General features: G+C 63.9%; 24 protein-coding genes. 12 read left to right on the plus strand and 12 right to left on the minus strand.

All coding sequences use genetic code 11. The features are described from left to right. Positions 1 to 665: 665 nt before the first annotated feature. The 5 genes from OUZ30_RS13510 to OUZ30_RS13530 all read left to right on the plus strand — a co-directional run bounded on the left by OUZ30_RS13510 (position 666) and on the right by OUZ30_RS13530 (position 5885). A complete protein-coding gene (locus OUZ30_RS13510; protein ID WP_266182820.1) occupies positions 666 to 2033 on the plus strand; it encodes an NfeD family protein in 1368 nt (455 codons plus the stop codon). Positions 2034 to 2059: 26 nt separating this feature from the next. Next, positions 2060 to 2815 (plus strand): slipin family protein, encoded by a 756-nt coding sequence (locus OUZ30_RS13515; protein WP_266182822.1) that lies wholly within the window; start codon positions 2060 to 2062, stop codon positions 2813 to 2815. Positions 2816 to 2873: 58 nt separating this feature from the next. Then, a complete protein-coding gene (locus tag OUZ30_RS13520) occupies positions 2874 to 3428 on the plus strand; it encodes a YaeQ family protein (protein ID WP_266182823.1) in 555 nt (184 codons plus the stop codon). 71 nt (positions 3429 to 3499) lie between these two features. Beyond that, positions 3500 to 4759, plus strand: a complete 1260-nt coding sequence (locus tag OUZ30_RS13525) for a TIGR03862 family flavoprotein (RefSeq protein ID WP_266182824.1) — start codon at positions 3500 to 3502, stop codon at positions 4757 to 4759. 97 nt (positions 4760 to 4856) lie between these two features. Then, positions 4857 to 5885, plus strand: a complete 1029-nt coding sequence (locus tag OUZ30_RS13530; protein ID WP_266182825.1) for an HDOD domain-containing protein — start codon at positions 4857 to 4859, stop codon at positions 5883 to 5885. Between the two features lie 18 nt (positions 5886 to 5903). Here the strand turns inward: OUZ30_RS13530 and OUZ30_RS13535 are convergent, their stop codons facing one another. Next, the gene (locus OUZ30_RS13535; protein WP_266182826.1) at positions 5904 to 6902 is read right to left on the minus strand and encodes an LLM class flavin-dependent oxidoreductase; all 999 of its coding nucleotides are present in this window, start codon (positions 6900 to 6902) and stop codon (positions 5904 to 5906) included. Between the two features lie 134 nt (positions 6903 to 7036). Here OUZ30_RS13535 and OUZ30_RS13540 point away from each other — a divergent pair, with 134 nt between their 5' ends. After that, complete coding sequence (locus OUZ30_RS13540) at positions 7037 to 7867, plus strand: class I SAM-dependent methyltransferase (protein ID WP_266182827.1); 831 nt, start codon at positions 7037 to 7039, stop codon at positions 7865 to 7867. Between the two features lie 55 nt (positions 7868 to 7922). Here OUZ30_RS13540 and OUZ30_RS13545 read toward each other — a convergent pair whose 3' ends face one another. The 8 genes from OUZ30_RS13545 to OUZ30_RS13580 form a co-directional block, all read right to left on the minus strand. Beyond that, on the minus strand, positions 7923 to 8699 hold the full coding sequence (locus tag OUZ30_RS13545; protein ID WP_266182828.1) for a hypothetical protein: 777 nt from the start codon (positions 8697 to 8699) through the stop codon (positions 7923 to 7925). A gap of 476 nt (positions 8700 to 9175) precedes the next feature. Continuing rightward, the gene (locus OUZ30_RS13550) at positions 9176 to 9628 is read right to left on the minus strand and encodes a nuclear transport factor 2 family protein (protein ID WP_266182829.1); all 453 of its coding nucleotides are present in this window, start codon (positions 9626 to 9628) and stop codon (positions 9176 to 9178) included. A 70-nt stretch (positions 9629 to 9698) separates the two neighbouring features. After that, entirely contained in the window at positions 9699 to 10856 is a 1158-nt protein-coding gene (locus tag OUZ30_RS13555) for a YncE family protein (RefSeq protein ID WP_266182830.1), read from the minus strand. Positions 10857 to 10924: 68 nt separating this feature from the next. Continuing rightward, the gene (locus OUZ30_RS13560; RefSeq protein WP_266182831.1) at positions 10925 to 11743 is read right to left on the minus strand and encodes a creatininase family protein; all 819 of its coding nucleotides are present in this window, start codon (positions 11741 to 11743) and stop codon (positions 10925 to 10927) included. A 200-nt stretch (positions 11744 to 11943) separates the two neighbouring features. Then, complete coding sequence (locus OUZ30_RS13565) at positions 11944 to 12156, minus strand: oxidoreductase-like domain-containing protein (RefSeq protein ID WP_266182833.1); 213 nt, start codon at positions 12154 to 12156, stop codon at positions 11944 to 11946. A 4-nt stretch (positions 12157 to 12160) separates the two neighbouring features. Further along, the gene (locus OUZ30_RS13570; protein ID WP_266182834.1) at positions 12161 to 12934 is read right to left on the minus strand and encodes a class I SAM-dependent methyltransferase; all 774 of its coding nucleotides are present in this window, start codon (positions 12932 to 12934) and stop codon (positions 12161 to 12163) included. Positions 12935 to 13120: 186 nt separating this feature from the next. Then, positions 13121 to 14518: a M20/M25/M40 family metallo-hydrolase gene (locus OUZ30_RS13575; protein ID WP_266182835.1), complete on the minus strand. Its 1398-nt coding sequence runs from the start codon at positions 14516 to 14518 to the stop codon at positions 13121 to 13123. A gap of 113 nt (positions 14519 to 14631) precedes the next feature. Continuing rightward, positions 14632 to 15243 carry a 2'-5' RNA ligase family protein gene (locus tag OUZ30_RS13580; RefSeq protein WP_266182836.1) on the minus strand — a complete coding sequence of 204 codons (612 nt, stop codon included), beginning with the start codon at positions 15241 to 15243 and terminating at the stop codon, positions 14632 to 14634. A gap of 303 nt (positions 15244 to 15546) precedes the next feature. Between OUZ30_RS13580 and OUZ30_RS13585 the strand changes: the two genes are divergently transcribed. Continuing rightward, positions 15547 to 16044: a hypothetical protein gene (locus tag OUZ30_RS13585; protein ID WP_266182837.1), complete on the plus strand. Its 498-nt coding sequence runs from the start codon at positions 15547 to 15549 to the stop codon at positions 16042 to 16044. A gap of 143 nt (positions 16045 to 16187) precedes the next feature. On the opposite strand, the gene OUZ30_RS13590 is transcribed toward OUZ30_RS13585, so the two are convergent. After that, the gene (locus OUZ30_RS13590) at positions 16188 to 16844 is read right to left on the minus strand and encodes a 2'-5' RNA ligase family protein (RefSeq protein WP_266182838.1); all 657 of its coding nucleotides are present in this window, start codon (positions 16842 to 16844) and stop codon (positions 16188 to 16190) included. A gap of 220 nt (positions 16845 to 17064) precedes the next feature. Here OUZ30_RS13590 and OUZ30_RS13595 point away from each other — a divergent pair, with 220 nt between their 5' ends. From OUZ30_RS13595 to OUZ30_RS13615, 5 genes are all read left to right on the plus strand, one after another. Continuing rightward, complete coding sequence (locus OUZ30_RS13595) at positions 17065 to 17709, plus strand: response regulator (RefSeq protein WP_266182839.1); 645 nt, start codon at positions 17065 to 17067, stop codon at positions 17707 to 17709. Positions 17710 to 17712: 3 nt separating this feature from the next. Continuing rightward, complete coding sequence (locus tag OUZ30_RS13600) at positions 17713 to 18327, plus strand: hypothetical protein (protein WP_266182840.1); 615 nt, start codon at positions 17713 to 17715, stop codon at positions 18325 to 18327. Further along, the gene (locus OUZ30_RS13605) at positions 18327 to 19166 is read left to right on the plus strand and encodes a hypothetical protein (RefSeq protein ID WP_266182841.1); all 840 of its coding nucleotides are present in this window, start codon (positions 18327 to 18329) and stop codon (positions 19164 to 19166) included. Before OUZ30_RS13600 ends, OUZ30_RS13605 begins: the two co-directional genes overlap by 1 nt. 127 nt (positions 19167 to 19293) lie before the next feature. Next, positions 19294 to 19788 carry a hypothetical protein gene (locus tag OUZ30_RS13610; protein WP_266182842.1) on the plus strand — a complete coding sequence of 165 codons (495 nt, stop codon included), beginning with the start codon at positions 19294 to 19296 and terminating at the stop codon, positions 19786 to 19788. A 25-nt stretch (positions 19789 to 19813) separates the two neighbouring features. After that, positions 19814 to 20089 carry a GIY-YIG nuclease family protein gene (locus OUZ30_RS13615; protein ID WP_266183184.1) on the plus strand — a complete coding sequence of 92 codons (276 nt, stop codon included), beginning with the start codon at positions 19814 to 19816 and terminating at the stop codon, positions 20087 to 20089. Between the two features lie 76 nt (positions 20090 to 20165). On the opposite strand, the gene OUZ30_RS13620 is transcribed toward OUZ30_RS13615, so the two are convergent. Next, positions 20166 to 20894, minus strand: coding sequence for a class I SAM-dependent methyltransferase (locus OUZ30_RS13620; RefSeq protein WP_266182843.1), 729 nt, complete (start codon positions 20892 to 20894; stop codon positions 20166 to 20168). Positions 20895 to 21263: 369 nt separating this feature from the next. Beyond that, positions 21264 to 23576, minus strand: a complete 2313-nt coding sequence (locus tag OUZ30_RS13625; RefSeq protein ID WP_266182844.1) for a transferrin receptor-like dimerization domain-containing protein — start codon at positions 23574 to 23576, stop codon at positions 21264 to 21266. Positions 23577 to 23748 lie beyond the last annotated feature (172 nt).

Below are 23748 nucleotides of genomic sequence, written 5' to 3' on the forward strand. Positions count from 1 at the left end.
AGAGCAACCCCCAAAGCCAATGCAAAAGCAAAAGCAAAAGCAAAAGCAAAAGCCAACCACGACTTGCCAAGTTACGCCTGGCAGGCTGTGCTTGGCTTTATTTAGCGCGCAGCGCTTGCGATGAGCAGCGCCAGCTGCTCGAGCCTTCGGCTCTGCTTTTGACTTTAGGGGCCCCTGTGCGGCGGTGAGGGGCGGACGATCTGGCCCCGCAGGGGGCATCGGCAGGGATGCCGATGCCTTTTCGTCAGGGCAGGAGCCCTGTCGAAAAGCCAGGCCGACCCTCACGGACTTGCCGAGCGTGAGCTCGGCAAGCGCCAACGGGGTGCCCTTCTCCGTTGGTTACTTTCTCTTGGGCACGCAAGAGAAAGTGACCCGGCCTCCGGCAGGAGGACGGAAGCCCGCGGCAGGCGAGCCAGGTCGCGGCCACGTCAAGACAGAGCGAAAGGCGCTGGATGACCAGCTTCGCTGTTGTAAAGCGCCTCCCGCTTTCGCGGGGATGACGGTGAGGGGAGTTGCGAGTGTGCGGCGCGCTTCGCATCTGTCCTGCGTTAGCTGGCATGACGGTGAACGGTAGCTACGCAATCCAGCCGACCGGGCACCCCGTCTCACACCGAAACAACATCTCTCAGTGCAATCTGATATCGCCACCGATGAGGAGGCACTGCGTGACGCGATGGATCGGGATGGTGGGAAGCGCCCTGCTCGTCGTGGCGTTTGCCGTGTCCACAGCAGCCGGACAGGCCGCTGGCGGTGCCGTGCGCACCAGCGGGTTCGTGGCGCGCATCGAGCTCAGCGGCCCGATCGGCCCGGCGGCTGCCGAGTACGTCGACGACACCCTCAACCGAGCCACCCGCGACGGGGCAACGGCCATCGTGCTGCAACTGGATACGCCCGGAGGCCTGTCCGATTCGATGCGGCAGATCATCGCCAGCGTCCTCGCGGCGAAACGTCCTGTGCTGGGTTTTGTCGCGCCGGAGGGCGCGCGCGCCGCTTCCGCCGGCACCTATATTCTCTACGCCTGCCACCTGGCGGCGATGGCCCCAGCCACGCATCTTGGCGCGGCGACGCCGGTGCAGCTTGGCGGTGAAAACCCGTTGCCGTTGGGTAACGCCCCGTCTCCCGCTGGCTCGTCCGCGAAGCCCGTGTCCGATGCCGAGCAGACCAAGGTCCTCAATGACGCCATCGCCTCGATCCGCTCGCTGGCCCAGCTCAACGGCCGCAATGCCGAATGGGCGGAGCAGGCAGTGCGTGGTGCAGCCACGCTGACCGCGGACGAGGCGCTACAGAAGCACGTGATCGACCTGATCGCCGCCGATACCGATGCCCTGTTGGTGCGCGCCGACGGACGACGCGTGCGCGTGGCGGGCAACGAGCTGGTCCTCAAGACCGCCGGCCTGCCCGTACGAGACTACGCGCCGAACTGGCGCACGCGTTTCCTCGGCATCATCACCAACCCGACCATCGCCTACATGCTGCTACTCGCTGGCGTGTACGGGCTGGTGCTCGAGGCGTTTCATCCTGGCGCGCTGTTCCCCGGCGTGGCCGGTGCCATCTGCCTGCTGATTGGCTTGTATGCGCTGCAACTGCTACCGGTGAACTACGCGGGCCTGGCGCTGATGGTACTCGGTGTCGGATTGATGCTTACCGAGGCGCTGGCGCCTTCAGTCGGCGCGATCGGCATCGGCGGACTGATCGCCTTCGTGGTCGGCTCGATCATGTTGTTCAACACCGGTGTGCCTGGTTATGCGGTGAATCTTGGCGTGATCGGTGGCATCGCGTTTTCCGCAGCGGCGCTGCTCACGCTGCTGCTTCGACTCGTCACGCGATCACGACGGGCGCGCCCGTTCAACGGCGATGCGCAAATGTTGCTGGCGTCGGGAGAACTGCTGCAGCCGGTGGATGCCGGCGGGGAAAGTTGGGCGCGGATCGGCGGCGAACAATGGCGCGTTCGATGTGAGTCTGCGCTGCCTGCCGGTGCGCGTGTACGGGTGGTGGGGCGTGATGGCCTGTTGCTGCGGGTAACGCCTGCCTGATATCCGGATGGCCAAAGGAGACGTTTATGCTCGGCTTTGTCGGTGTCATCGTGGTGTGGATCGCGGCGCTGCTGTTCCTCTCGATCAAGGTGCTGCCGGAATACCAGCGTGGTGTGGTGCTGACGTTGGGCCGCTATACCGGCACCAAGGGGCCAGGTTTGGTGATCCTGATACCCATCGTGCAGCGGATGATGCGCGTGGACCTGCGCGTGACGGTGATGGACGTGCCGCCGCAGGATGTGATCTCACGCGACAACGTGTCGGTGCGCGTGAATGCCGTGGTGTATTTCCGCGTGATGGAGCCGGACAAGGCGATGTTGCAGGTGGCGGACTTTTTCCAGGCCACCAGCCAGCTGGCGCAGACCCGCCTGCGCTCCGTGCTCGGCCAGCACGAACTCGACGACATTCTTTCGCAACGCGACTCGATCAATCACAGCCTGCAGCAGATCCTCGACGAAGCCACCGACCCCTGGGGCATCAAGGTGAGCAATGTCGAGATCAAGGACGTGGACCTGAACGAAACCATGGTGCGCGCGATCGCCCGCCAGGCCGAGGCCGAGCGCGAGCGCCGCGCCAAGGTGATCCACGCCGAAGGCGAACTGCAGGCTGCGGAAAAGCTGCGCGATGCCGCCGCCATGCTGTCGCAGGAGCCGCAGGCCCTGCAGCTGCGCTATTTGCAGACCATGGCCGACATGTCCAACAGCGGCAAGGCCTCCACCATCGTTTTCCCGTTGCCGATGGACCTGATCAAGCCGCTGATCGATCGTCTGACGGCCAAATAGACCCAGCCAGGCAGCAGAGCCACGTACAATGAGCGGTTGACCCTCACCGGATGCCCTCATGGCCCTGAACGCCACCATCTACAAGGCGGAGCTGCAAGTCAGCGACATGGACCGGCATTACTACGCCACCCATGCGCTGACCCTGGCGCGCCATCCCTCCGAGACCGAGGAACGCCTGATGGTGCGCCTGCTCGCGTTCGCGCTGTATGCCGACGAACGGCTGGAATTCGGCAAGGGGCTCAGCGCGGATGACGAACCCGATCTCTGGCGCAAGGACTACAGCGGCGATATCCAGCAATGGATTGAGCTGGGCCAGCCGGACGAAGCACGTATCCGCAAAGCCTGCGGCCGCGCCGAGCAGGTGGTGGTGATCAATTACGGCGGCCGTGCCTCCGATATCTGGTGGGAGAAGAACGCCAGTGCACTCGCCCGTCACCGCAACCTCACCGTGCTGGACGTACCTGCCGATACGGTGGCCACGCTGACCGCCATGGCCGAACGCACGCTGCGCCTGCAGTGCCTGATCCAGGATGGCGAGCTGCAGCTGATGGGCGATTCCGCCGGCACCGGCGCCGCGGTACAACCGCTGAAGCGCATGGCTCCGGCCAATTGACTGGGGCCAGCCCGGCTCGTCAGCCGGGCACCGTCGCCCTATCGTCTTACTCACGGTCACGAATTCATCCCATGCCTGCATCGTCCCCCCTACCCGGCCTGATCATCATTGGCGGCGGTCCGGCCGGCCTGATGGCGGCTGAGACCGCGCGCGCGGCCGGCTTGGACGTGGATGTCTACGAGGCGAAGGGCTCGGTAGGGCGGAAATTCCTGATCGCCGGCAAGGGCGGCATGAACCTCACGCATGGCGAACCCAAGGCCGATTTCGTGCAGCGCTACGGTGCGCGCGCGAACGAAGTAGGCGCGTGGCTGGAGAGCTTCGACGCCGATGCACTACGTTCATGGGCCCGCGGGCTGGGTGTGGAAACCTTCGTCGGCAGCTCGGGCCGGGTCTTTCCCAGTGATTTGAAAGCCGCGCCGCTGTTGCGTGGGTGGGTCCATCGCCTGCGCGAAAGCGGCGTGCGCTTCCATGTGCATCACCGCTGGCTGGGCTGGACGGACGACGGCGCCCTGCGCATGGCCACGCCCGATGGCGAGCGCATCGTGAGCGCCGATGCGGTCGTGCTGGCCCTGGGCGGCGGCAGCTGGCCGCAACTGGGTTCCGATGGGGCGTGGCAAGCGTGGCTGGCTGCACGTGGGGTCGAGCTTACGCCGCTGCTACCGTCCAACTGCGGCTTCGATATCGGCTGGAGCGAGCACCTTGCCAGTCGCTTTGCCGGCGCCCCGCTCAAGCCTGTCGCCATCTACTTTCGCGACGCGAAGGGCATCGAGCACACGCGCCAGGGCGAGTGCGTGATCACCGCTACAGGTATCGAAGGCAGTCTTGTCTACGCCTTCTCCGGTCCGCTGCGCGATGCCATCGCCGCGCATGGCCAGACCAGGCTGGAGCTCGACCTGGCCCCCGACCGCCCGCTCGAACGCTTGCAGCGCGACCTCGCCAAGCCCCGCGGCAGTCACTCGATGAGCGACCACGTGCGTCGCCAGACCGGCCTGACCGGGGTCAAGGCGGCCCTGCTGCACGAGGTGCTGACCCGCGAACAGTTCCACGATACCGACGTGCTGGCCCGCACGATCAAGCGCCTGCCGCTCACGCTGACGCGGGCACGCCCCATCGCGGAGGCGATCAGCAGCGCCGGCGGCGTCCAGTTGGAAGCGCTGAACGACCAACTGATGGTAACCGGCCTGCCTGGCGTGTTCTGCGCCGGCGAAATGCTGGACTGGGAGGCGCCCACCGGCGGCTACCTGCTCACCGCCTGCTTCGCCAGCGGCCTCCTTGCTGGTCAGGGCGCCGCCCACTGGCTAAAGCATTCGCGGGTTCGCGCCGATTACTGAATAACGCGTCGCAGGCCGGGAAATCCACGCTACATCTTTCTGGCGAGGTGCCGATACATAAGCGACGCGAAGGCGTGCACGGGGAGCGGAGGGCAAGATGAAGGGCAATTGGTGGCGACTCTTCGCACGTGAACGCGCGCCGACAACCCCGGCGCCGCGTCAGGCTGCGTTCGATCGCAACACGCCGAACCCGATCGAGGCCGCGCATGGCACGGTGTCGGGTGACGAGGTTGAGGAACACTTCCACCGCTTCATCCTGAACCTGCCACCCAGCACGGGGGACAACGCGGCGTCCGCCGGGGAACAAGCCCTGCTGCAGCGCCTGACGGAGCTCTGCGACAGTGGCCGCTTCGATGTGCGCACCCTGCCGCGCATGCCCACCGTGCTGCCCCAGCTGATGCGCGCCATGAAGAGCGACAACCTCAATGGCGCCCAACTGGCCAACCTTATTCGCCGCGACCCGGTGCTGGTGGGCGAAGTCATGCGCGTCACCGGCAGCATCACCTACCGCACCGCCCATCCGGTCGGAAGCCTGCAACACGCCGTGGTGCTTCTCGGCCAGATCGGCCTGCGCCACGTGGTGACCTCCTACGTGATGAAACCCATCCTGATGGCCAGCGCGGGCGCGAATGGGCAGCTCGTGGGGCAGCGCCTGTGGGACCACGCCGAACGCAGCGCCCATGCCGCCGTTTTTCTCAGCAAGAGTCAGTGCGACCCTTTCGAGGCTTATCTTGCTGGCCTGGTCGGGTATAGCGGCCTTGGCGCCGTGGCACGCCTGCTGGAAAAAGACCTAGAGGTGACGCTGACCGGCTGCTCGTCCGCCTTTGTCGCCGGATGTGCCCAGGTCGCCATGCGACTCACCGTGCAGGTGGGCCGCCATTGGGACTTGCCGCCACCGGTGCTGGATGCGCTGATCGAACACGCCGACACCGGTCGAAACGCCATGACCCTGCCGATGAGCCGCGTGCTGCATGCGGCGCAGCGACTGGCCATGCACCAGCTGCTTGCCGAACATCGACTGGTGGACGCCGAGGCCGACTTCGCCGACGGCTCGATTGCCCAATTCCCGTCCATGCTGCTGGTGCGCTGTCAGCAGGATCTGCGCAAGAACTTCGCTACGCAGTAACAGGGCCGTGGGTGCGCATCACTCAGCTGCCGCGATACTCGCCCTGACCTGCGCCACGATCTCGAACGAACGGCAACGCGCCTCGTGCTCGAACACGTTGGCGGTGACCATCAATTCATCGGGACGATGCCGCGCCACAAACGCCTCGATGCCTTGCTTCACCGTGTTTGCATCGCCGATCACCGCGCAGGCCAAGGCGCGTTCCACGCCGAATTTTTCGGTGGGCGTCCAGTAGTTTTCGATGTCGTCGATCGGCGGCGGAATCAGCCCCGGCCGTCCACGACGCAGATTGATGAAACTCTGCTGTTGTGTGGTGAACAGGCGCCGCGCTTCGCCATCGCTGGTCGCAGCGACCACGTTGACGCCAAGCATCGCGTGGGGTGCCTGCAACCGCGTGGACGGGCGGAAATCCCGGCGATACAGCGCCAGCGCTTCATCCATCGCATCCGGCGCAAAGTGCGAGGCAAACGCAAACGGCAGCCCCATGGCCGCAGCGAGGCGCGCGCTGAAAAGGCTCGACCCCAACAACCACACCGGCACCTCGACGCCGGCGCCCGGCACCGCACGCACCGGCTGCTCGGGCGTGGCCGGCTCGAAGTAAGCGAGCAACTCCTGCACATCAGCGGGGAACGCATCCGCACTCTCGAAGTAACGTCGCAAAGCCCTCGCGGTAGCGTGATCCGTACCCGGCGCCCGCCCCAGACCCAGGTCGATGCGGCCCGGATAGAGCGACGCCAGCGTGCCGAACTGCTCGGCTACCTGCAGCGGCGCATGGTTCGGCAACATGATGCCGCCGGCGCCCACCCGGATGGTCGAGGTGCCACCCGCCACATGCCCAATCAAGACCGCCGTCGCCGCGCTGGCGATACCCGGCATGTTGTGATGTTCGGCCAGCCAGTAGCGCTTGTACCCCTGGCGTTCGGCACGGCGCGCCAGATCCAGCGTATTGGCAAAGGCCTGGGTCGCGTTGCTGCCTTCGGTCACCGGTGCCAGATCGAGTACAGAAAAGGGAATCATGCTTGCGTCCTCGGCAAGGAAGCCAACGATGTGGGGACAGCTGCCGCAAATGCCACCCCTGCCTCCCGTTGGCGCCCCGCCCCACGGCTCAATTAGGCGTAGTCTTTGCGCACCATCGCCGGGAGAGTCACGCCATGCTCCACCGAACCTGCACAGCGCTTGCCCTGCTTGCCGTTACCCTGCTGTTCCCCGCCGCGGCCAGCGCTGCCTCCACCGACGACACCACCGCCTTGCTCCAGCAAGCGGTCAACGGTTCATGGCGTTCGGCACCGAACAAGGCACGCGATGCCTACCGGCACCCGATCGAGACCCTGCAATTCTTCGGTATTCGCCCGGACATGACGGTGATCGAACTGTCGCCCGGCGGTGGTTGGTATACCGAGATACTCGCGCCCTTTCTTTACGAGCGTGGCCATCTGATCGAGGCCACGTCGCCGAAGGCGGAAAAATTTGCCGCCAAGCTCAAGGGCAATCCTGCCGTGTTCGGCCATATCGCCGGGATGGTTCCGTTCGCGCCCCCCGAGCACGTGAGTCTTGGTCCCGCAAACTCGGCCGATATGGTGCTCACGTTTCGCAATACCCATGACTGGCTCATCGATAATCCCGACACACTCGAAGCGGTCTTCAAATCCGCGTTTGAGGTACTCAAGCCCGGCGGCGTACTCGGACTGACCGAACACCGCGCCAAACCATTCGCCGATCCACGCGTGACCGCAGGCGCGCTGCACCGCATCCCTGAGGACTATCTGATCGCGCTGGCACTCAAGACCGGTTTCCAGCTCGCCGGCGTCTCGGAAATCAATGCGAACCCGAACGACCCTGAGGACATCAATATCCATCGCCTGCCGCCCGACCTGGCCGGCCCCGAGGATGAACACGAAAAGATGAAAGCGATCGGTGAATCCGACCGCATGACGCTTCGTTTCGTAAAGCCCTTGGCCGGCAATTCGCGAGCCAGTCGTTAGAGCCGAAAAAAAGAGCGGCCCACGAGGTGGGCCGCCAACGCGTCGCTCCTATTGCTTACTTGCTGGTCGGCTTGTAAGTCAGATCGGCGTTATAGCTATCGACGTGCGAAGACGATTCCTGCACGACTTCGTTCAACGACTTGCGTAATGCCGCGGCGTCGTCCTTGCCATAGACGCCTTCGACCATCTTCCACAAGCTTGGATTGGTCTCGTTACCCACTTCCCCCCAATTCTTGGCGGGAAACAACACGATGAAATCCGGCGCGCCTTCCGCGCCCATGCGCACCTTGCCGACCACGTAATGGCCGGGCCAGTTCGACTTGTTCGCGGCGGCGGTGATTTTCTTGACGTCATCGGTGAAGGTTTCCGAGGCATCATGGCCCGGCTTGAGCTTGAAGTACGTCACTTCGATGAAAGGCGACGTCATGCCAGCGCCCTTGGCCATGTGCGTCAGTTCCGGCATGACCTCCACGAACGCGCTGGTCTCGCTCTTCAGATGCGGATTGACGCTGGTGCGAACTGCCTGGTCGCAGGCCTTGCCTGCCGCCTGCATCGCATCAAACGTTTCCCAGCTCACGGGCTGCGACGTATACGAGTAGCTGTACGTATCGCCCGTCTCGTGCGTCCAGGCATCCCAGCTGAACTTGAAGCCATGTTGGGCCAGGCATTGGTTGAAGGCCTTGGTGCCCGCTTCATAGGCTTGCTGGTCCGGCGGCGCCACCACGTCGGAGTAGACGCGGATGATGTTCGCCTTGCCCGTGTCCTGCGCGTACGCGGAAGACATGCCTGAAAGTGCGATCGCGAGCGCCAGCCAGCATTGCGTGCTCTTCATGAAGACTCCCTCGGGGCGTCTGCCCCATGTGGTTTGGGTTGGTTTGACGACGGCACCCGTAAGACGCGAAGGCCGCCCACGACGACATCTCACAACAGGAGTGACTTGCTTGCCTTGATGGGTGCCCTCTTACGCATGGACGCAAGGGGAAACGAGCGGCACGCTGCGCACGCACCGGGCACGCGTAAGCGCAGCCAGGCAGCGCGAAACCGCTGGCAACAGGCAGGCGGCGAACGGCGACATACGGCGCATGACGTTTCTGGTTTCCCCTTGGCAACACCACGGATGCAATACGTCCGGCCAGGCCGAAGCGACGCGTCCTACGTCAAGGCGTATCAGTTGGTTGGAGCAACGGCCAGACAGCGGCGCTCATTAGGGAGTTGTCGGGCTGGCCCGAAAATAGGCCAGAAAGCCTAGGCCGGCTCGTTGCGGCTGCTTCCCGGCCAGCTGGCGCGTCGCTGCGCGCTAGCAGAGCATCAGTCGTGCAGTTGGGGCGCGCCCATGGCGAACGATGCCTTGGCGATGCGGCCCTCGGCGATCTCGTAGATGCACAGCATCTGCATGCTGCCCTTGCCCTCGGGAAAGTTGCGGGTGACCTGTTCCAGATCCACCACTACCTGTCCCATCACGACCCGGCTAAGCAGCCGGGCGTGCAGGTCGGGCTCCGCAAAGCGGACCTCGATGCGGCGGCGCAACTCGTCATGGCCGCGCGCCAGCCTTTCGCCGTGCAGCACATACTGCTCGGCGTCGGCTGCGTAGGTGGCGAGCCAGGCCTCGACATCCTTGTCGTAAGAGCCTGTTTGCGATCTCCGCGTGGCCCGCGCCGGGAGCTGTTTGCGCGCAGACCAAGGAAGAAGGAAGGAGTGTACGTCCGTACACGACTGAGTGATGACGCCGGGCTGCGGGCAAACAGACCCGGCGCGGGCCACGCGGAGATCACAAACAGGCTCCTAGCCTGCAGCTGACGCTGGATCAGCGCAGCCGGATCGGCGCTCATGCTCAGCGCATGATGCCGGTATGGCCCAGCGAGTAACGGCCCGGCTGCGGCCACACCGTAAGACCGTGCGGCTCCTGGCCCACCTTGATGGAGCGGACCTGGCCGGTGGTCGTGTCGAACGCATAGACCACATCGTCGAAGCGGCCGGACAGCCACAGCGTCTTGCCATCTGCGCTGACATTGCCCATGTCCGGGCTGCCGCCGCCGGGGATCGGCCAGTTCGCCACCACCTTCTGCGTCGCGAAGTCGATCACCGACACGCTGCCCTTGCCATTGCGCGGGCCATGGATCTTGTTCGAACCACGGTTGGAGACGTAGAGCTTGGTGCCGTCACGGCTCGGGTAAAGGCCATGCGTGCCCACGCCGGTCTTGATGAAACCGACCTGCTTGAAGCTGGCACTGTCGATCAGGTAGACGCCATCGGCCATCATGTCGGCCACGTAGAACGTCTTGCCATCGGGCGAGGAGCGGATGTCCTGCGGCATGCCACGCTTGGCCAGGTCCAGGTAACCCACTACCTGACGCTTCACCAGGTCGATCTTGGTCAGCTTGCCGGTGAATTCGCAGGTGAAGATCGCGTAGGTACCGTCGATGGCAAATTCGGCATGGTTGATGCCCTTGCACTCCGGCGCCTGCAGGCTGGAGTGCATCGCCATGGTGTGCGCATCGCGGAAATCCAGGCGCGCGTGCGCCTCGACCACGACGATGGCTTCCTTGCCGTCCGGCGTGAAGTACATGTTGTACGGGTCATCGACTGGCACGTTCGCGCCAGGCTTGCCCGTATGGGCGTCGATTGGCGTGAGGCTGCCGTCGGTGCCGCGCTCGGCGTTATTGGTCACCCACAGCGTGCGCATATCCCACGACGGCACCACGTGCTGCGGGCTGCGGCCGACCTTGAACTTGTCGACGACCTTGTAGGTCGCCGGATCGATGACGTAGACATCGTTCGAGCGCAGGTTAGGCACGTAGATTCGCGCCGGGTCCTTCGCCACGGCGGGGCTCAGGTGATCGAGCCCTGCCTCGGTGTACATGTTGGCGGGATTGATCACCGGCGGCATGCCGGGAACGGTGGTGACGGACGATGCCGCCAGGGCGTTGCCGCCCAGGCATGCTGCGGCAAGCGCAAACGATGACAGGCGGAACAGACGGGATGAGCGCATAGAAGTAGCGATGGCCATGGCAATCAGCAGTGATTTGAGGGAGTGGGGATGTCGTTCCCGCGAGGGAATCAGCGGTCCTGGGTATCTTTCCGGAGCGCGTCGACGGTATGTAACACAATAGCATCGATGCCGATCTGACCGAGCTCAGCCGAGGCCTTGCGCGGGTCGCCGCCGTAGACGCCATCGGCGGGGCCCAGCTTGGGGCCGTGCTGGAGGCGATCCAGCCGCACCATCTGCGGCGCGGCCGCCAGCTGCAGCGAGGTGTCTGCCAGACCCGCGTGGGTGCCGATTTCGTCGTCGCGGAAACCGCGCTGGCGCAGCATCTGCGCATAACCATCCGACGAGGTCTGGTAGTACGCCGGCGGCACGATGGCGTGCAACTTGGAGCCGGACCACGCCTTGTTGAGCCGTGCGGCGACCTGGTCGAGATCCTTCTGGTAGCCGCCGTGGTCACCCAAGAACACGATGTTGCGGAAGCCATGCGCGGCAAAGCTCTGCGCGGCGGACTCCAGCATCTGTTCGAACGCGGCGTCGGAAATCGTGATGGTTCCGGGAAAACGCATATGCGAGGTCGGCGGCGCATAGCCGCCTTCCGGGACGTACGCGATCACCGGCGCGACCAGCGCGTTGCCCAGCCCTTCCGCGATCTTGCGCGACAGATAGGCTGCACGCGCATTGTGCTTGCCGACGGCGATGCCGGGCCCGCTCTGCTCGGTACCGCCGATGGGAATGATGATGGTGGTCTTGCCGGCCTGTACCTGGTCGCGGATTTCCGTCCAGGTCAGGTCCTCCAGCACGACGGTCTTCGGCGTCGATTGCGCCAACGATGCCTGCGTGGCGAAGAACAGCATGGCAAAGGCGAACGCACGCAACGATGGGTGGCGCATCTTGGAGAGTCCTTCCGACAGGCAGCGGGCCGGCATCGTGATCGCTCAGTGGCGCTCACGTCTGCACACAGTCGCATAGCTTGCCGCATATGGCCGCGATCGACGAGATGGTTCGCGCATGGCGCTACACGATTCCTTCATGTAGGCCGTGGTTCGGCCCGCGGAAAACGAGGCGCGCAGGCCAGCGTCAAAGGGGCTGATCAGTCCGGCGCTTGCCCCGGATGCCGTTCCTTCCACGCCGTCAGCGCCTCGTAGTACTGCGTCAGCGCGTCCTCGTAGAAGTCGAAGACGCAGGGCACGCAGCCTTGGCCGCAGCAGTCCTCGGCATCGGGTTCGACAGGCTTTACCGGGGGCGGATCATCGGAGGGCGCGCACGCACCCTCCGTCGTGTTGGGTCGTTCTGAATCAGTCAAACCATTATCCAGGCTTGCGGAATCGATAGACGAACTGGTCCGTATGACCGCGTATCGACTTGTCGAATACCTTGATGTTGTGCGGATCGGCCGGATTGCGCAGCGCATCGCTCTCGCCGTCGAACACGAAACCGACCGATTCGACCTGCTTCTTCACGATGGCCGGATCGATCCGGTGCAGCGTGTCGGTGTCACGCATGCCGGAGCCTGCTTCGGCCACGTGGTCCACGACCACGAACACGCCGCCAGGCTTGAGCGAATCGAATACCTGCTTGTCGAACGCCACCGGGTCAACCTTGCCCATGAAGGCGTCCGGATAGTCGTGATAGTTCTGCGAGGTGAACACGAGGTCGACCTTCTCCGGCGTCTTGAACTGCGCCGCCGGCACCATCAGCACACCGACGTTGTCGTAATGCGGCATGGCCACCAGCGCCTTGGATGCCTGCACATCGGACTTGGCCTCCTTGCCGTACTCGTTCGGCCACACGGCATAAACGCGCCCCGTCGGCCCCACGATGGCGCTGAACACGCGCGTGAAATAGCCACTACCGGGGATCAGGTCCACCACTTTCTGGCCCGGCTTCACCTCGGCGAAGGTGGCCAGTGCGGCGACCTTGCGGCGATCATCGTTGGCGGTGTCGTCTTTGCGCGCCGGATCGTTGATGGCCGCGACGACGTACGCCGGGACGGCGCCACCCGAGGCGGCCTGTGGCGCGGCCACCGCGACGGTGACAGGGAAAGCGAGAGCAACCAGCACTGCGAGAACGGTCGGACGCATGAGGAACTCCGTAGTCAGGTGAGGGGCGCCATTGTGCGCCCCGACAGGGTAACCCGCGCCATGCCCTTTGGCATAAGAGCCAGGTCAAAGAATCCGCGTAACCCGCGCGGAGCCTTGAACTGACTTCAAGCGCCTGCTCACGATCCACGCATGGGCATGCGCGAAGCGTGAACAGGCTTCAATGGCTTATTTGGCTGAAGACGGACCCGCCACCGTGGTCAGCAACACATGCCAGTAGGCCAGGTCGTCATAGAACGACGACACCGGAATGCGCTCGTTGAGGCCATGCGCAAACGCGTCGCTGTTCTTCATGAACAGGCCGCTGACGCCGTAGGTGGGAATACCCGCGGCGCGGTAGTAAAGGCCATCGGTGGCACCCGATTCCTGCTCCGGGGTAATCGTCACGCCAGGGCGAATCGTATGCACCGCCTTGGTGACCGCCGCCAGCACGTCAGGGCGCAATGGCGAGGCGTCACTGGAGATGGCCTTGCCGACCAGGTTGACTTCGACCTTCGGACCCACCAAGTCCTGCACCGTCTTCTGCACGGTGGCGACGGCCACGCCGGGGAAGATGCGGCAGTTGATGGTGGCCGTCGCCGACTGCGGCAGCGCGTTATCGGCGTGGCCGCCGCGCAGCAGGGTCGCCACGCAGGTGGTGCGGGTCTTGCCCACTTCCGACGGCTCGGCGGCCAGCACATCAGCCGCCGCCTGGTTGTGCGGATCCTGGGCAAACGCGCGCATGGCCTCACCCACCTTGCCTTGCGTAGTGGCGCCCAACGCCTTGAACGAGGCCAGCGTGGTGTCGTTCCACATCACCGGGAAGCTGTAGCCCTGGACCTTCTTCAACGCGTCGGCCAGTTCATAGATGGCGTTGTCCGGGCGCGGCAACGAGCTGTGGCCGCCCGGATTGCGCGTGGTCAGCTCAAAACTCGCGTACGCCTTCTCCGCCGTCTGCAGGCCATAGACCAGGGGTTTGCCGGCATCGCTCAGCTCGCCGCCGCCCGCGTCGGTGTTGAGTGCGAAGTCGGCATCCACCAGGTCACGATGATGTTCGACCAGATCCTGCATGGTGTCCTGCGTGGTTTCCTCATCGCCGGTGTAGACGATGATCAGGTCACGCGTAGGCACGAAACCCTCTTTCTTCAGGCGGATGAAATTCGCCGCCAACACGGTGACGCCGCTCTTGATGTCCTCGGTGCCGCGGCCGAAGAAGTAGCCATTTTCCTCGGTCAACTTGAACGGGTCGCGCTGCCAGTCTTCCGGCTTGGCCGTCACCACATCCATATGCGCCATCAACGCGATCGGCTTGCCGCCGGTGCCGTTGCCGCGATAGCGCACCACCATGGCCGCCGTCTCGCCGTGCGGAATGATGTGGATGTCCGACTCCGGAAAGCCAGCTGCGCGGAACTGGTCGGCCAGATACTTGACCATCACCGGCACCTGCCCTTGCCCGATCTCGCTCTTGAACGCGATGAGATGGCTGAAGATGTCGCGCGCCTGAGCCTGGTTCGGGTCCAGCGTGGCCGCTTGCGCGGAAATGGTGACCGAGGCGGTCAGCAGTGCAGCGAACAACGGTTTGAACATGGAGCATCTCACCTGCGTCGGAAGGAGGCGTGAGTATGTCGTGTTCCAGAGCCGGGATGCACCACTTGTTGCAAAGATATTTCACACCGTTTTGGGCGGCCGAGCGGCGATGGCTAGCCCGCGGGAAACCGCCACGCATCCAGGGTACGGTACTCGCCTCCCCCCACCACGCTGTGCAGTAGCGCAAATCCTTCCACGCGCCACGTAATGGGGTCGATCGGTGCCGGCTGCGGCAGCGCACCACGGCTATAGGCAAACGTCACATGCGGGGTGAAGTTGCGCGACAGTTGCGCCCCCAGCCCGGCCAGCATCAACGATTGGCGCAAGTCCTGCCACAGCGTTTGCAGCGCCGATGGCATGTTCGAGCAGCGCAGCACGCACGGCGGCTCGCGACCGTGGAAGCCTGCCGCGTGGTCCAACACCAGCTCGAACGGCGAGCTGTGCACCTTGCCCGCCGCGGTGATCGCCGCAGTGACGATATCGCTGCGCAGCAACGGGTGGTCGCCAAGAAAATGCAGGGTGGCGTGATAGCGCGAAGGACGGATAAGCCGTGCTCGCAGATGTTGCGTCGCCGCCACGTCGCGAGCAGCACGTTCGATCCGACCGCTTACCGCCTCGCCCGGCAGCAAGGCAAAGAACAGTCGATGGATCGCAGCAGCTTCAGTCGACCCGCCTCCCAGCAGATCGGGTTGGCTTTCAGGAGGCGAGGAACGACGAGAGCCCATACGCGAAAACTTCGAAGGAAAGCAGCACAACATAGCGCAAACAAGCACACTAGATAACGGTCCACCGTTGGCTTGACGGGAAACATCCCGTCTACGGGAACGCCTGGCCTAAACGGCGCCCCTCGGGTTCGAGCAGACGCGATGTCGGGTTGGATCCGCCCCCGTGATAACAATGCCATCACGCAGCGTTGCCGCTATCGCGCAAGAATGCAGCCAGGTTCCCAGCCTGCAGCCATGTACGGCACCCAACCAGTTCCACCCCTGGCATGTGGGCACCTTGCGCCGACGTGGCTGGAGGGTCATATGAAATCCCGTTGCGTTTTCAGCACGCCGGACCTTGCTGGCGCGCGCGCCGCCATGGACGCCGCCTTCCGGGCGGGCATACCCGACAACGACATTTCGCTTATCGCCCGCGACGATATCGAGCACGACGACATTCCCGATCACCTGATGACTGGCCGCACCGACTTTTACCCCGCCGCTCTGCGCGGCGTCGCCTGCGGTGGCGGTACCGGGGTGGTGCTTGGCCTGGTCGCCGTCGCGATTCCGCCCCTAGGCGTCACGCTGGCAGGCGCCGGCGCGATTGCCGTCGCCGCCGCTGCCATGGGTTGTTGGACGGGCGCCCTGGTCGGCTCCGAAGTGCCCGACGTCATCCATCGCAAGTTCAAGGCCGAGATTGCCTCGGGGCATATCCTGGTGGTCATCGATGGCAACAAGGAAACGCTGTCGCGAGCCGAGCCGGCCATCGAGAGCACAGGCGCCACGCACCTGCCGTTTCATGCACACACCTTGCTTACCTGAAGGCCGGACGGCCTCGGCGGAACATCCGCGCGTCCAGACGACCGACGGAATCGCTCTCGACGGAACGCCGACACGCGCGCAAGCGCGTTTTACAACGCCGCTTCGTTGATTCGCCGACCAGGGCTATGCCACCGAAAGTCGCTCTAGCCGCCCCCACATCCAGTCACTGACGGGAGCGCGATACGATGATGGCTCTCCAACGGCCCAAAGTGGGCCTGTGCGCTGTAAGTGGCGTAATGCAACTCGGTCACCCTGAGCGACGTGGGCGGTGAGTCAAGTTCTCCCAGCCGTGCCCGCACATGCTTCGCCGTCAGCTTGCGTCGGTACAGGCCCAGGGTGATGTGGGGAACGTAGGCGGCCTGGCGTATCTCGCGGCCGGCGCATCCTAGTGCATCGCGCCATCGTGACAGTCGCCCCTCCGGGTCGCCAACGGGAATGAAAGCCGCACTCGCGAAGCTGTCCACCGGCCCCAGGGGCAGCACGCAGGGCTCGCCGCGTACGCGATTCAACCGCTCGATCTGACGGCTCAGCTGCGCTGGCGTGAAGTCATCATCCGCCACGCTCGTCGGCTGTTCGAAGCCGCACACGAAGAGCGTCAGGTGCAACTGCCGTTGCGGCATGGGGTGTAACAAGTCGGACAGCCGTTGCCGCACCGCCTCGGCATAGCCGTGCAACGCTTCGTCCATCACCGGAGCCAACCACAGGCCGAAACGGAGCCTACCCCGATGCCATTCGGGGTAGTCGCGCAGGTCCGCGACGAGCGTTTCGGAGGGCCCGTTCGTGGCATCTGAAAACAGCATGGGTGACATGGTGTCGGCGCGACGCGGGAAAGTAAATTGGCCGTCCCCACGTCCGCGCCGCCTCGGTCTCGGGGCTCAACGTGAAAATCACGGCCTTGGGAATAGCTTCCGTGCTCGCTGGGGAGCTGCATCTCGAGCTCTTGTCCGGCACCCTTGATGTCTTTTGGTAGGGCCAGCCGAAGCTCGTGACGAGACTCGCGGCATCGGCAAGGACAGGACCATGCGCGAGATCATGCTGAGATCGGCTGACGCCCCGGAGAGTCCGTGGTCTTCGCTTATCGCGTTGCTCCCGCATGTGTTCTGGGCGCTGGTCCTGGTGGGCGTGTTGCTCTGGGTGGGTCGCGATACCGTTCGCGAGCTGCTCAGGCGCGTGGACAAGGTGAGCATCGCGGGCGTCGAGCTCGAACTTCGCGATGATCTGGAAGCCGCCGCAACGGCGCGGGGGCAAACCATCGGCAACGATGCACTCAGCAAGGCGGCCCGTCGATTGGCAGCGTCTGCCAACCTGACCAAGGGCGCCAGAATTTTATGGGTGGACGACATACCCGCTGGCATCGTCAACGAGTCGCGCCTGTTCGAACAGGCCGGCATGGATATCACGCGGGCGCTCACGAGCGTCGACGCCTTTGCCAAGCTCGACATGAACAACTACGACCTGGTGCTATCCGACATCAGCCGCGGCGGCGATGACCAGGCAGGCATCCAGTTCTCCACCGCGCTGGCCGGCCGACCGAACGCGCCGCCGCTGATCTTCTATGTCGGCTCAGCGAAACGCCCCTGTCCGGCGCATGCCTTTGGAATCACCGACCGCCCCGACGAGCTGATTCATCTCGTGCTGGACGCGCTGGCCCGGTTGAGGAGCTGACGCATGTACATCCAGAAATTCATCAAGGGTATTTCGGGCGAGGACCCCAGGGGGCTGAGCTGGGCGGACGCGCGGCAATGGCTCGATGACGATACCGGCATCCAGTCGAACTGGCTGCGCAGCGTCAAGAACGGTGTGTTCCAGCCTTCCGATGTCGTTCCCGAATTGACCGATCACCATCTCGATCGTCACCTCCATGACTACGACAACTTCGGCCACCAGAGCCCTTTTATCTCGCTTGCTTCCGGCTGCATCGAACGCGATGCGCTGCTCAGCGCAAACTTCATGTATTCGGCCAAGGACACCGCACTCGACTTTGCCACCCATGCTTTTGAACACCCGGGCACGTTGTTCTATGGGTGGGTCATCGTCGGGTTGAACCCCGCGGTCGACTTAGCGGCCGTCGCCGAATCCGTGCGGGATCTCAATGTCTACCATCGGTGGTCACGCTATCAGCTGGAAGGCGAAATCACGGCAAAGGTCTATATACCGGCCAATCAGATCGAGCGCATCGAATGGTGGGATCCATCGAACGACCCTACGGCTCCCACCGATGTCTATGAGAACCCGCAATACGCGCCTCCCTCGGCCATTACCAATATGCGGGAGTACTTCTGATGGAAGCCCTGCAGGATCCGCCGATGGGCACCACGGCGCGTATCGACTTTCTGGTACACCGCGCCGACGCGCAGAACCACAATGGCTATGTCGCGAACTCCGTCAGGCAGGGTTGCCGCGGGACCCTGTTGCGCGATGCGGCGTCGCTCGCCCTGATGCTCGAACAGTACGAGCAGGCGACTGCCCTGTTGCGCGAAGCGGGTGACGCCTGGGCAGGGATCGGCCTGTTTGCAGGGTACCTGCTGCTGCATGTCGCCGAAGGCCCCGCCTGGGTGTCGCGGTACGAGGACGATCTCCAGCAGATCGCAAGCCTGTTTGAGTGGCGCTACTCGAAAACCACGACGCCATCGCCGCGAGTAAAGGGACGCGCCTACCTTGCCGCCGCCTCGTGGTCGCCCCGCCAACTACTCAACCTCTATCAGGCCTTGCCGGATGATCCGCGGGCGAACGAACTCATTAAAATCACGCGACACCACGCCCGACGTAGTCTCGATGATCTCGCGGCCACCGCGACCATCGGCGAGCTTCCGGTATCGGATTATCTGCTGGTATGGGATGCCGCCGCCCAGGGAGACTTCGACGCGCGCGCGCAGGATGCCCTGATCGCGCTGCTGGAGCACCGCGCCATGCGCTTACAGGCTGCGCAAGCGGATACACATCATTGGTATCGAGGCGTCAATCCGGCGGGCCTGGTGGACTTCGATCTCATGGCCTTGGGCATCAAGGCCATCGAGAGCAACGCCGCCGACAAACTCGCCAACATCCTTCACCATGCGCCACCGCTGGTCGCCCTGCCGTGGATCGCAGCCCAGCGACTCCGCGCCATGGTCAACTTGTAATCGCCCGGGCTCATCTGGCCGCGTACGCGTTCACGGAACCATGGAGCCCCCTGAAAGAAGGCCTATCGCCATCGGCGTGACAGCTCACTAGAGTAGCGGCCCTGGACGCACGCCCTTGGAGACTCCCATGACCCGTACGCGCCACCCCGTTCTCGCCGCCACACTCTGGGGCGGTTTCATTGCAGGCACCGTGGATGTTGGTGCGGCTTCCGTTATCAGCGGCTACAACCCGCTGGTGATCCTCAAGTACATTGCAGGCGGAGTGCTAGGCAAAGCCTCGCTTGCAGGGGGCCCCGCCTTGGCTGTGCTGGGGATGCTGTTGCAGTGGGCCATGTCGTTCATCATCGCCGCCATCTTCGTGCTCGCCACGCGCCGTCGCATCGCACAGACGCGCAACTGGCCCACTTGGGGCATCGCCTACGGCGTGGTGATCTTCTTCATCATGAATTACGTGGTGGTGCCGCTCTCGGCATTGCATGTCACGCCGCATTTCACCACCTACAGCTTTATCGCCAACCTCTCCGCCATGCTGGTATTCGGCTGGATCGTGGCGCTGATTGCCAAGATATTCCTGACCTCCAGGAATGCGACCGAAAGCCCGTCGCTTTCGCGCTCGGCGTGAATCGAGCATCGTGACGAGCAAGAAAATCGCGCCACTGGATGCGCGCCAATGGTGCCTCTACCTGATCGAATGCCAGGACGGCTCGTTCTACGCAGGCATCACCAACGACCTGGCCGCGCGTTACGAGGCACATGCTGCCGGGCGTGGTGCGCGCTACACCCGCGCTCATCCGCCGCGACGACTGATCGGCGCGAAGCCCTATGAGAACCGGGCCGCGGCGTCGCGCGCCGAGTGGGAGATCAAGCAGCTACCGAAACACCGGAAACTGGCGTACCTGACGGCGTCGGAACGAGAAGACTAGGCTCGACCCGAACAAGTGAGGACGTGGGCGCCGCGCCTATCAACGCGATCGAAGCCTCCCTCGTGCCAAGGCGACGCTATCGGTCCGCCGCCACCAGCAACATCATCGGGCGCTCTTTTTCCTCGGCGAGCTCCGGACGCGAGGTGACTTGCGCTTCGGTCGGCCCCCACTCCTCGACGTGGGCAATGGAAAACCCGGCTTTGATCAGGAGATTGAGCAGCGAACCGATCCTGCGGTGCTGTTTGACGACAGCCTTGCCGAGCCAGTCCGTGACTCGCCTCCCTTCCGCCTGATAGCTGTCGACGGGCCAGACCTTGCGACCGCAGGCGCCTTCGATCCATCCCGGATGCATGGACGCCATATAGATCGGATGCTCGATGGAGAAGACCATCCGACCTCCCGGTACCAGGGCGCGATAAACGTTCTTCCACAACCAGGACAGGTCCTCGACGTAGTGGAACGCCAGTGAGCTATAGGCCAGGTCACAGCTGGCTGCGGGCAGGTCCACCATCTCCAGATCGGCTTGTTCGTAGGTGATGGCCTCGTCCGCGGTCAGTGCCCGTGCCTGCTCGAGCATCTTCTCTGACACATCCAGGCCGAGCACATGCTTCGCCCCCTGCTCTCGAGCCCAACGACAAAACCAGCCGTAACCACAGCCGAGATCCACCACGTTGGTGTCTCGCAGGTTCGGCAGGAGCTCCCTTAGAACAGGCCATTCCGGTGCGCCATCCAGCCCCTCGATCGAGCGGTTAAGACGGCTATAGCTGTCGAAGAAGTCCTGGTTGTCGTAGATGTTCTGCGTCATGGGCGTAAGCCTGCCTGCGAGCTTCGATGCGCGACTTTCTCAAAAATATCGGAGTTCCGCCACGGCCCGCGAATGGATATGTCGACCCTGTCAAATCACCGGCCCGAGGCGAAGGAACGCGCTTCCCAAACCGCGAGCCCAGGGCCCGGAAGCGGGGACGCCGAGCACCGCAAGCCACCCTCAGGAACGGGCCCGAAAGTGTGACCTGCACTACTCACAACCGAATCAGCCACTCATCTCAGCCGCCTTCCGGCGAAGCCGTGCCGGCGATTCAACTATCGATGGGCTCTTCCCCATCGTGCCTCGCAACGAAAAAGGCGATCCATCGCTGGATCGCCTTGATTTCCGTGGTCAATGGCAATCGATAAATTACGACGTCTTTTTCAACAACGCCGTCAGTTGGTCGAGTTGCGCACGGTAACGGTCGAGTACCTTGGCGGTAACGACTGCGTATTGATTGGCCTCATTCCAGCGACGCGCTTCAATCGCTTCACGCACGCCGGGCACGGTCTTCACGCCATAGCCGGTCAACATGCCCGGCGCATAGATCATGTGCTTGAACCACGGACGCGTGGGCAGGCCAGCCGGGTCGCCCAAGGCCTGCTCCATCTTCCCCATCAGCGCATTCAACTGGCGCTGCTGTGCCTCGGGCATGTCAAAGCCAGTGCTGGCGCGTTCGTTGTACGCCACGTCGTAGGCCTGTGCGCTCTGCTTCAGCTGCTTGGCGGCCTGATCCAGCGGAGCGAGATTGATGTCCGCCATGTCGGAATCGCGCGCCGGCGGCGCCACGGGACGCGCTGGATCAGCGGCCAGCTCGAACGCGTGCTGATCGAGCAACTGGTGCTGCTCCTGAGTGTCGGTGCGGGTGCTGTCGACCAACTGGTGCAACTCGGCCACGTAACGATCCAGCGTGTCGCTGAAATCGCCGAAGCGCATCGGCACGATGCTGGCATCAGCCGTGCGCAGCACGATGTGGCCGGCTACCTTGGACAAGGCCACGCCGTACTCGAAGGTCGGATCACCAAAGCGCGCGTAGTGATCGAATGAATCGTAGCGCGAGTGGTAGATGCCGCCGTTGTCGTCCTCGCCGCTGAAGCCAAGGTCGAGCGAGGCGACGCCCAGATGCTCAAGGAAGGCGCTGAAGTCCGAACCCGAACCCAGGGCCTCGATCGGCAGGTCACCGCCCTGCGCCGCCAGCTTGGCGTCGTCCTTCTCCCCAGGATTGGCTTGTTTGCTGCTGCCTTGCACCAGCATGCGGGCGCGCATGCGTTCGCGCACGCTGACCTTGGTTTCCGGGTCGCTCACGCCAGCCGCGACCTGGTTTACCAGATTCTGCAGCGAGTGACTGCCGCCGGCATTCAGGAAACCACGGCCGTTGGTATCGGAGTTGAGGTAAAGCACGGCCTTCTGCTGCAACTCCTTGGCATGCGTTTCGGCCCATTCGGTCGATCCGAGCAGGCCCGGCTCCTCCCCGTCCCAGCTGGCGTAGACCAGGGTGCGCTTCGGCCGCCAGCCTTCCTTGTACAAAGCGCCAATGGCCTTCGCTTCGGCCATCAGGGCGACATTACCAGCCAGCGGGTCCCATGCGCCGAACACCCAGCCGTCATGATGATTGCCGCGCACGATCCACTGGTCGGGCTCGGTGGAGCCCGTGATGGTGGCGATCACGTCGTACACGGGCTTCTGCCCCCAATCCGACAGCACCGTCATATGTACCGGAGCCGCGCTTGGGCCCACGTGGTAGGTCAGCGGCAGGGAACCGCGCCAGCCCGACGGCGCCATCGGCCCGGTCAGCGACTGCAACAGCGGCGTGGCGTCCGCATAGGAAATCGGCAGCACCGGAATCTTCAGGATGGTTTTTGCATCCTTGAGCGCCAGTCGCTTGGCGCCCGGCGCCGAACCAATGCCCGGCGTCAGCGGATCGCCCGGATATTGCTGCATATCCGCGACCGAACCCCGCTGCACGCCATCGGCCGGACGCCAGCCACCGTTCGGATAGGTATCGCCCTCGCCATAGCCGTCATCGCGCGGATCGGAATAAATCAGGCAGCCTACGGCGCCGTGTTCCTGCGCCAGCTTGGGCTTGAGCCCACGCCAGCCACCGCCATAGCGCGTAATGACGATCTTTCCACGCACGTCGATGCCGCGGCGGGCCAGCTCTTTGTAATCGTCGGGCATGCCGTAGTTGACATAGACGAGAGGCGCCGTGATGTCGCCGTCACCGCCATACACGTTGTACGGCGGCAGCACGCCCTCCTTGATGCCCGAGGTGGCATCGCCATCCACGGCCGGCTCGCTCAACTTGGCGGTGTAGGGATGCGGGCCCTGCAATTCCAGTGCGACCTTCTTCGGCGTGGGATACAGCACGCTGAAGGTTTCGATATGCGCGTCCCAACCCCATTCGCGGAACTTCGCCAGCATGAACTCGGCATTCGCCTTGTCGTGCGGCGCGCCCACCTGGTTCGGCTCGGACGACATCTGCTTGAGCCAGGCGCGCTGGTCGGCGGGGTCGAGCTGGGCGTCGAAGCGTTGCTCGAGGCTGCGCTGATCATTGGCGCCAAAGGGGGTAAACCCAAGCATGCCGCCGTCACCGTGACCTTCTTCGCCACTTGCCATGGCACTGCCACATGTCGCCAGCAGGCAGGCCACCGTCAGCAGCGGCCGCATCTTCAATCGAGTCATGCCGTTCTTCACTCCCCAGGGGTTGATGGGCACGCAGTTCACCGTGTCGGCAAGCGCCGGCGCACTGACTGCAGCCGTCCAAAAGCATTCGAAACAATCGCAAGCTCGTCCTACCCGTGAAGGCGATGAGCACTCCACAGCGACAAAACCCGTCACCCGGGCGGCAGACTCG

Source organism: Dyella humicola (genome assembly GCF_026283945.1).
GTDB classification, from domain to species: Bacteria; Pseudomonadota; Gammaproteobacteria; order Xanthomonadales; family Rhodanobacteraceae; genus Dyella; species Dyella humicola.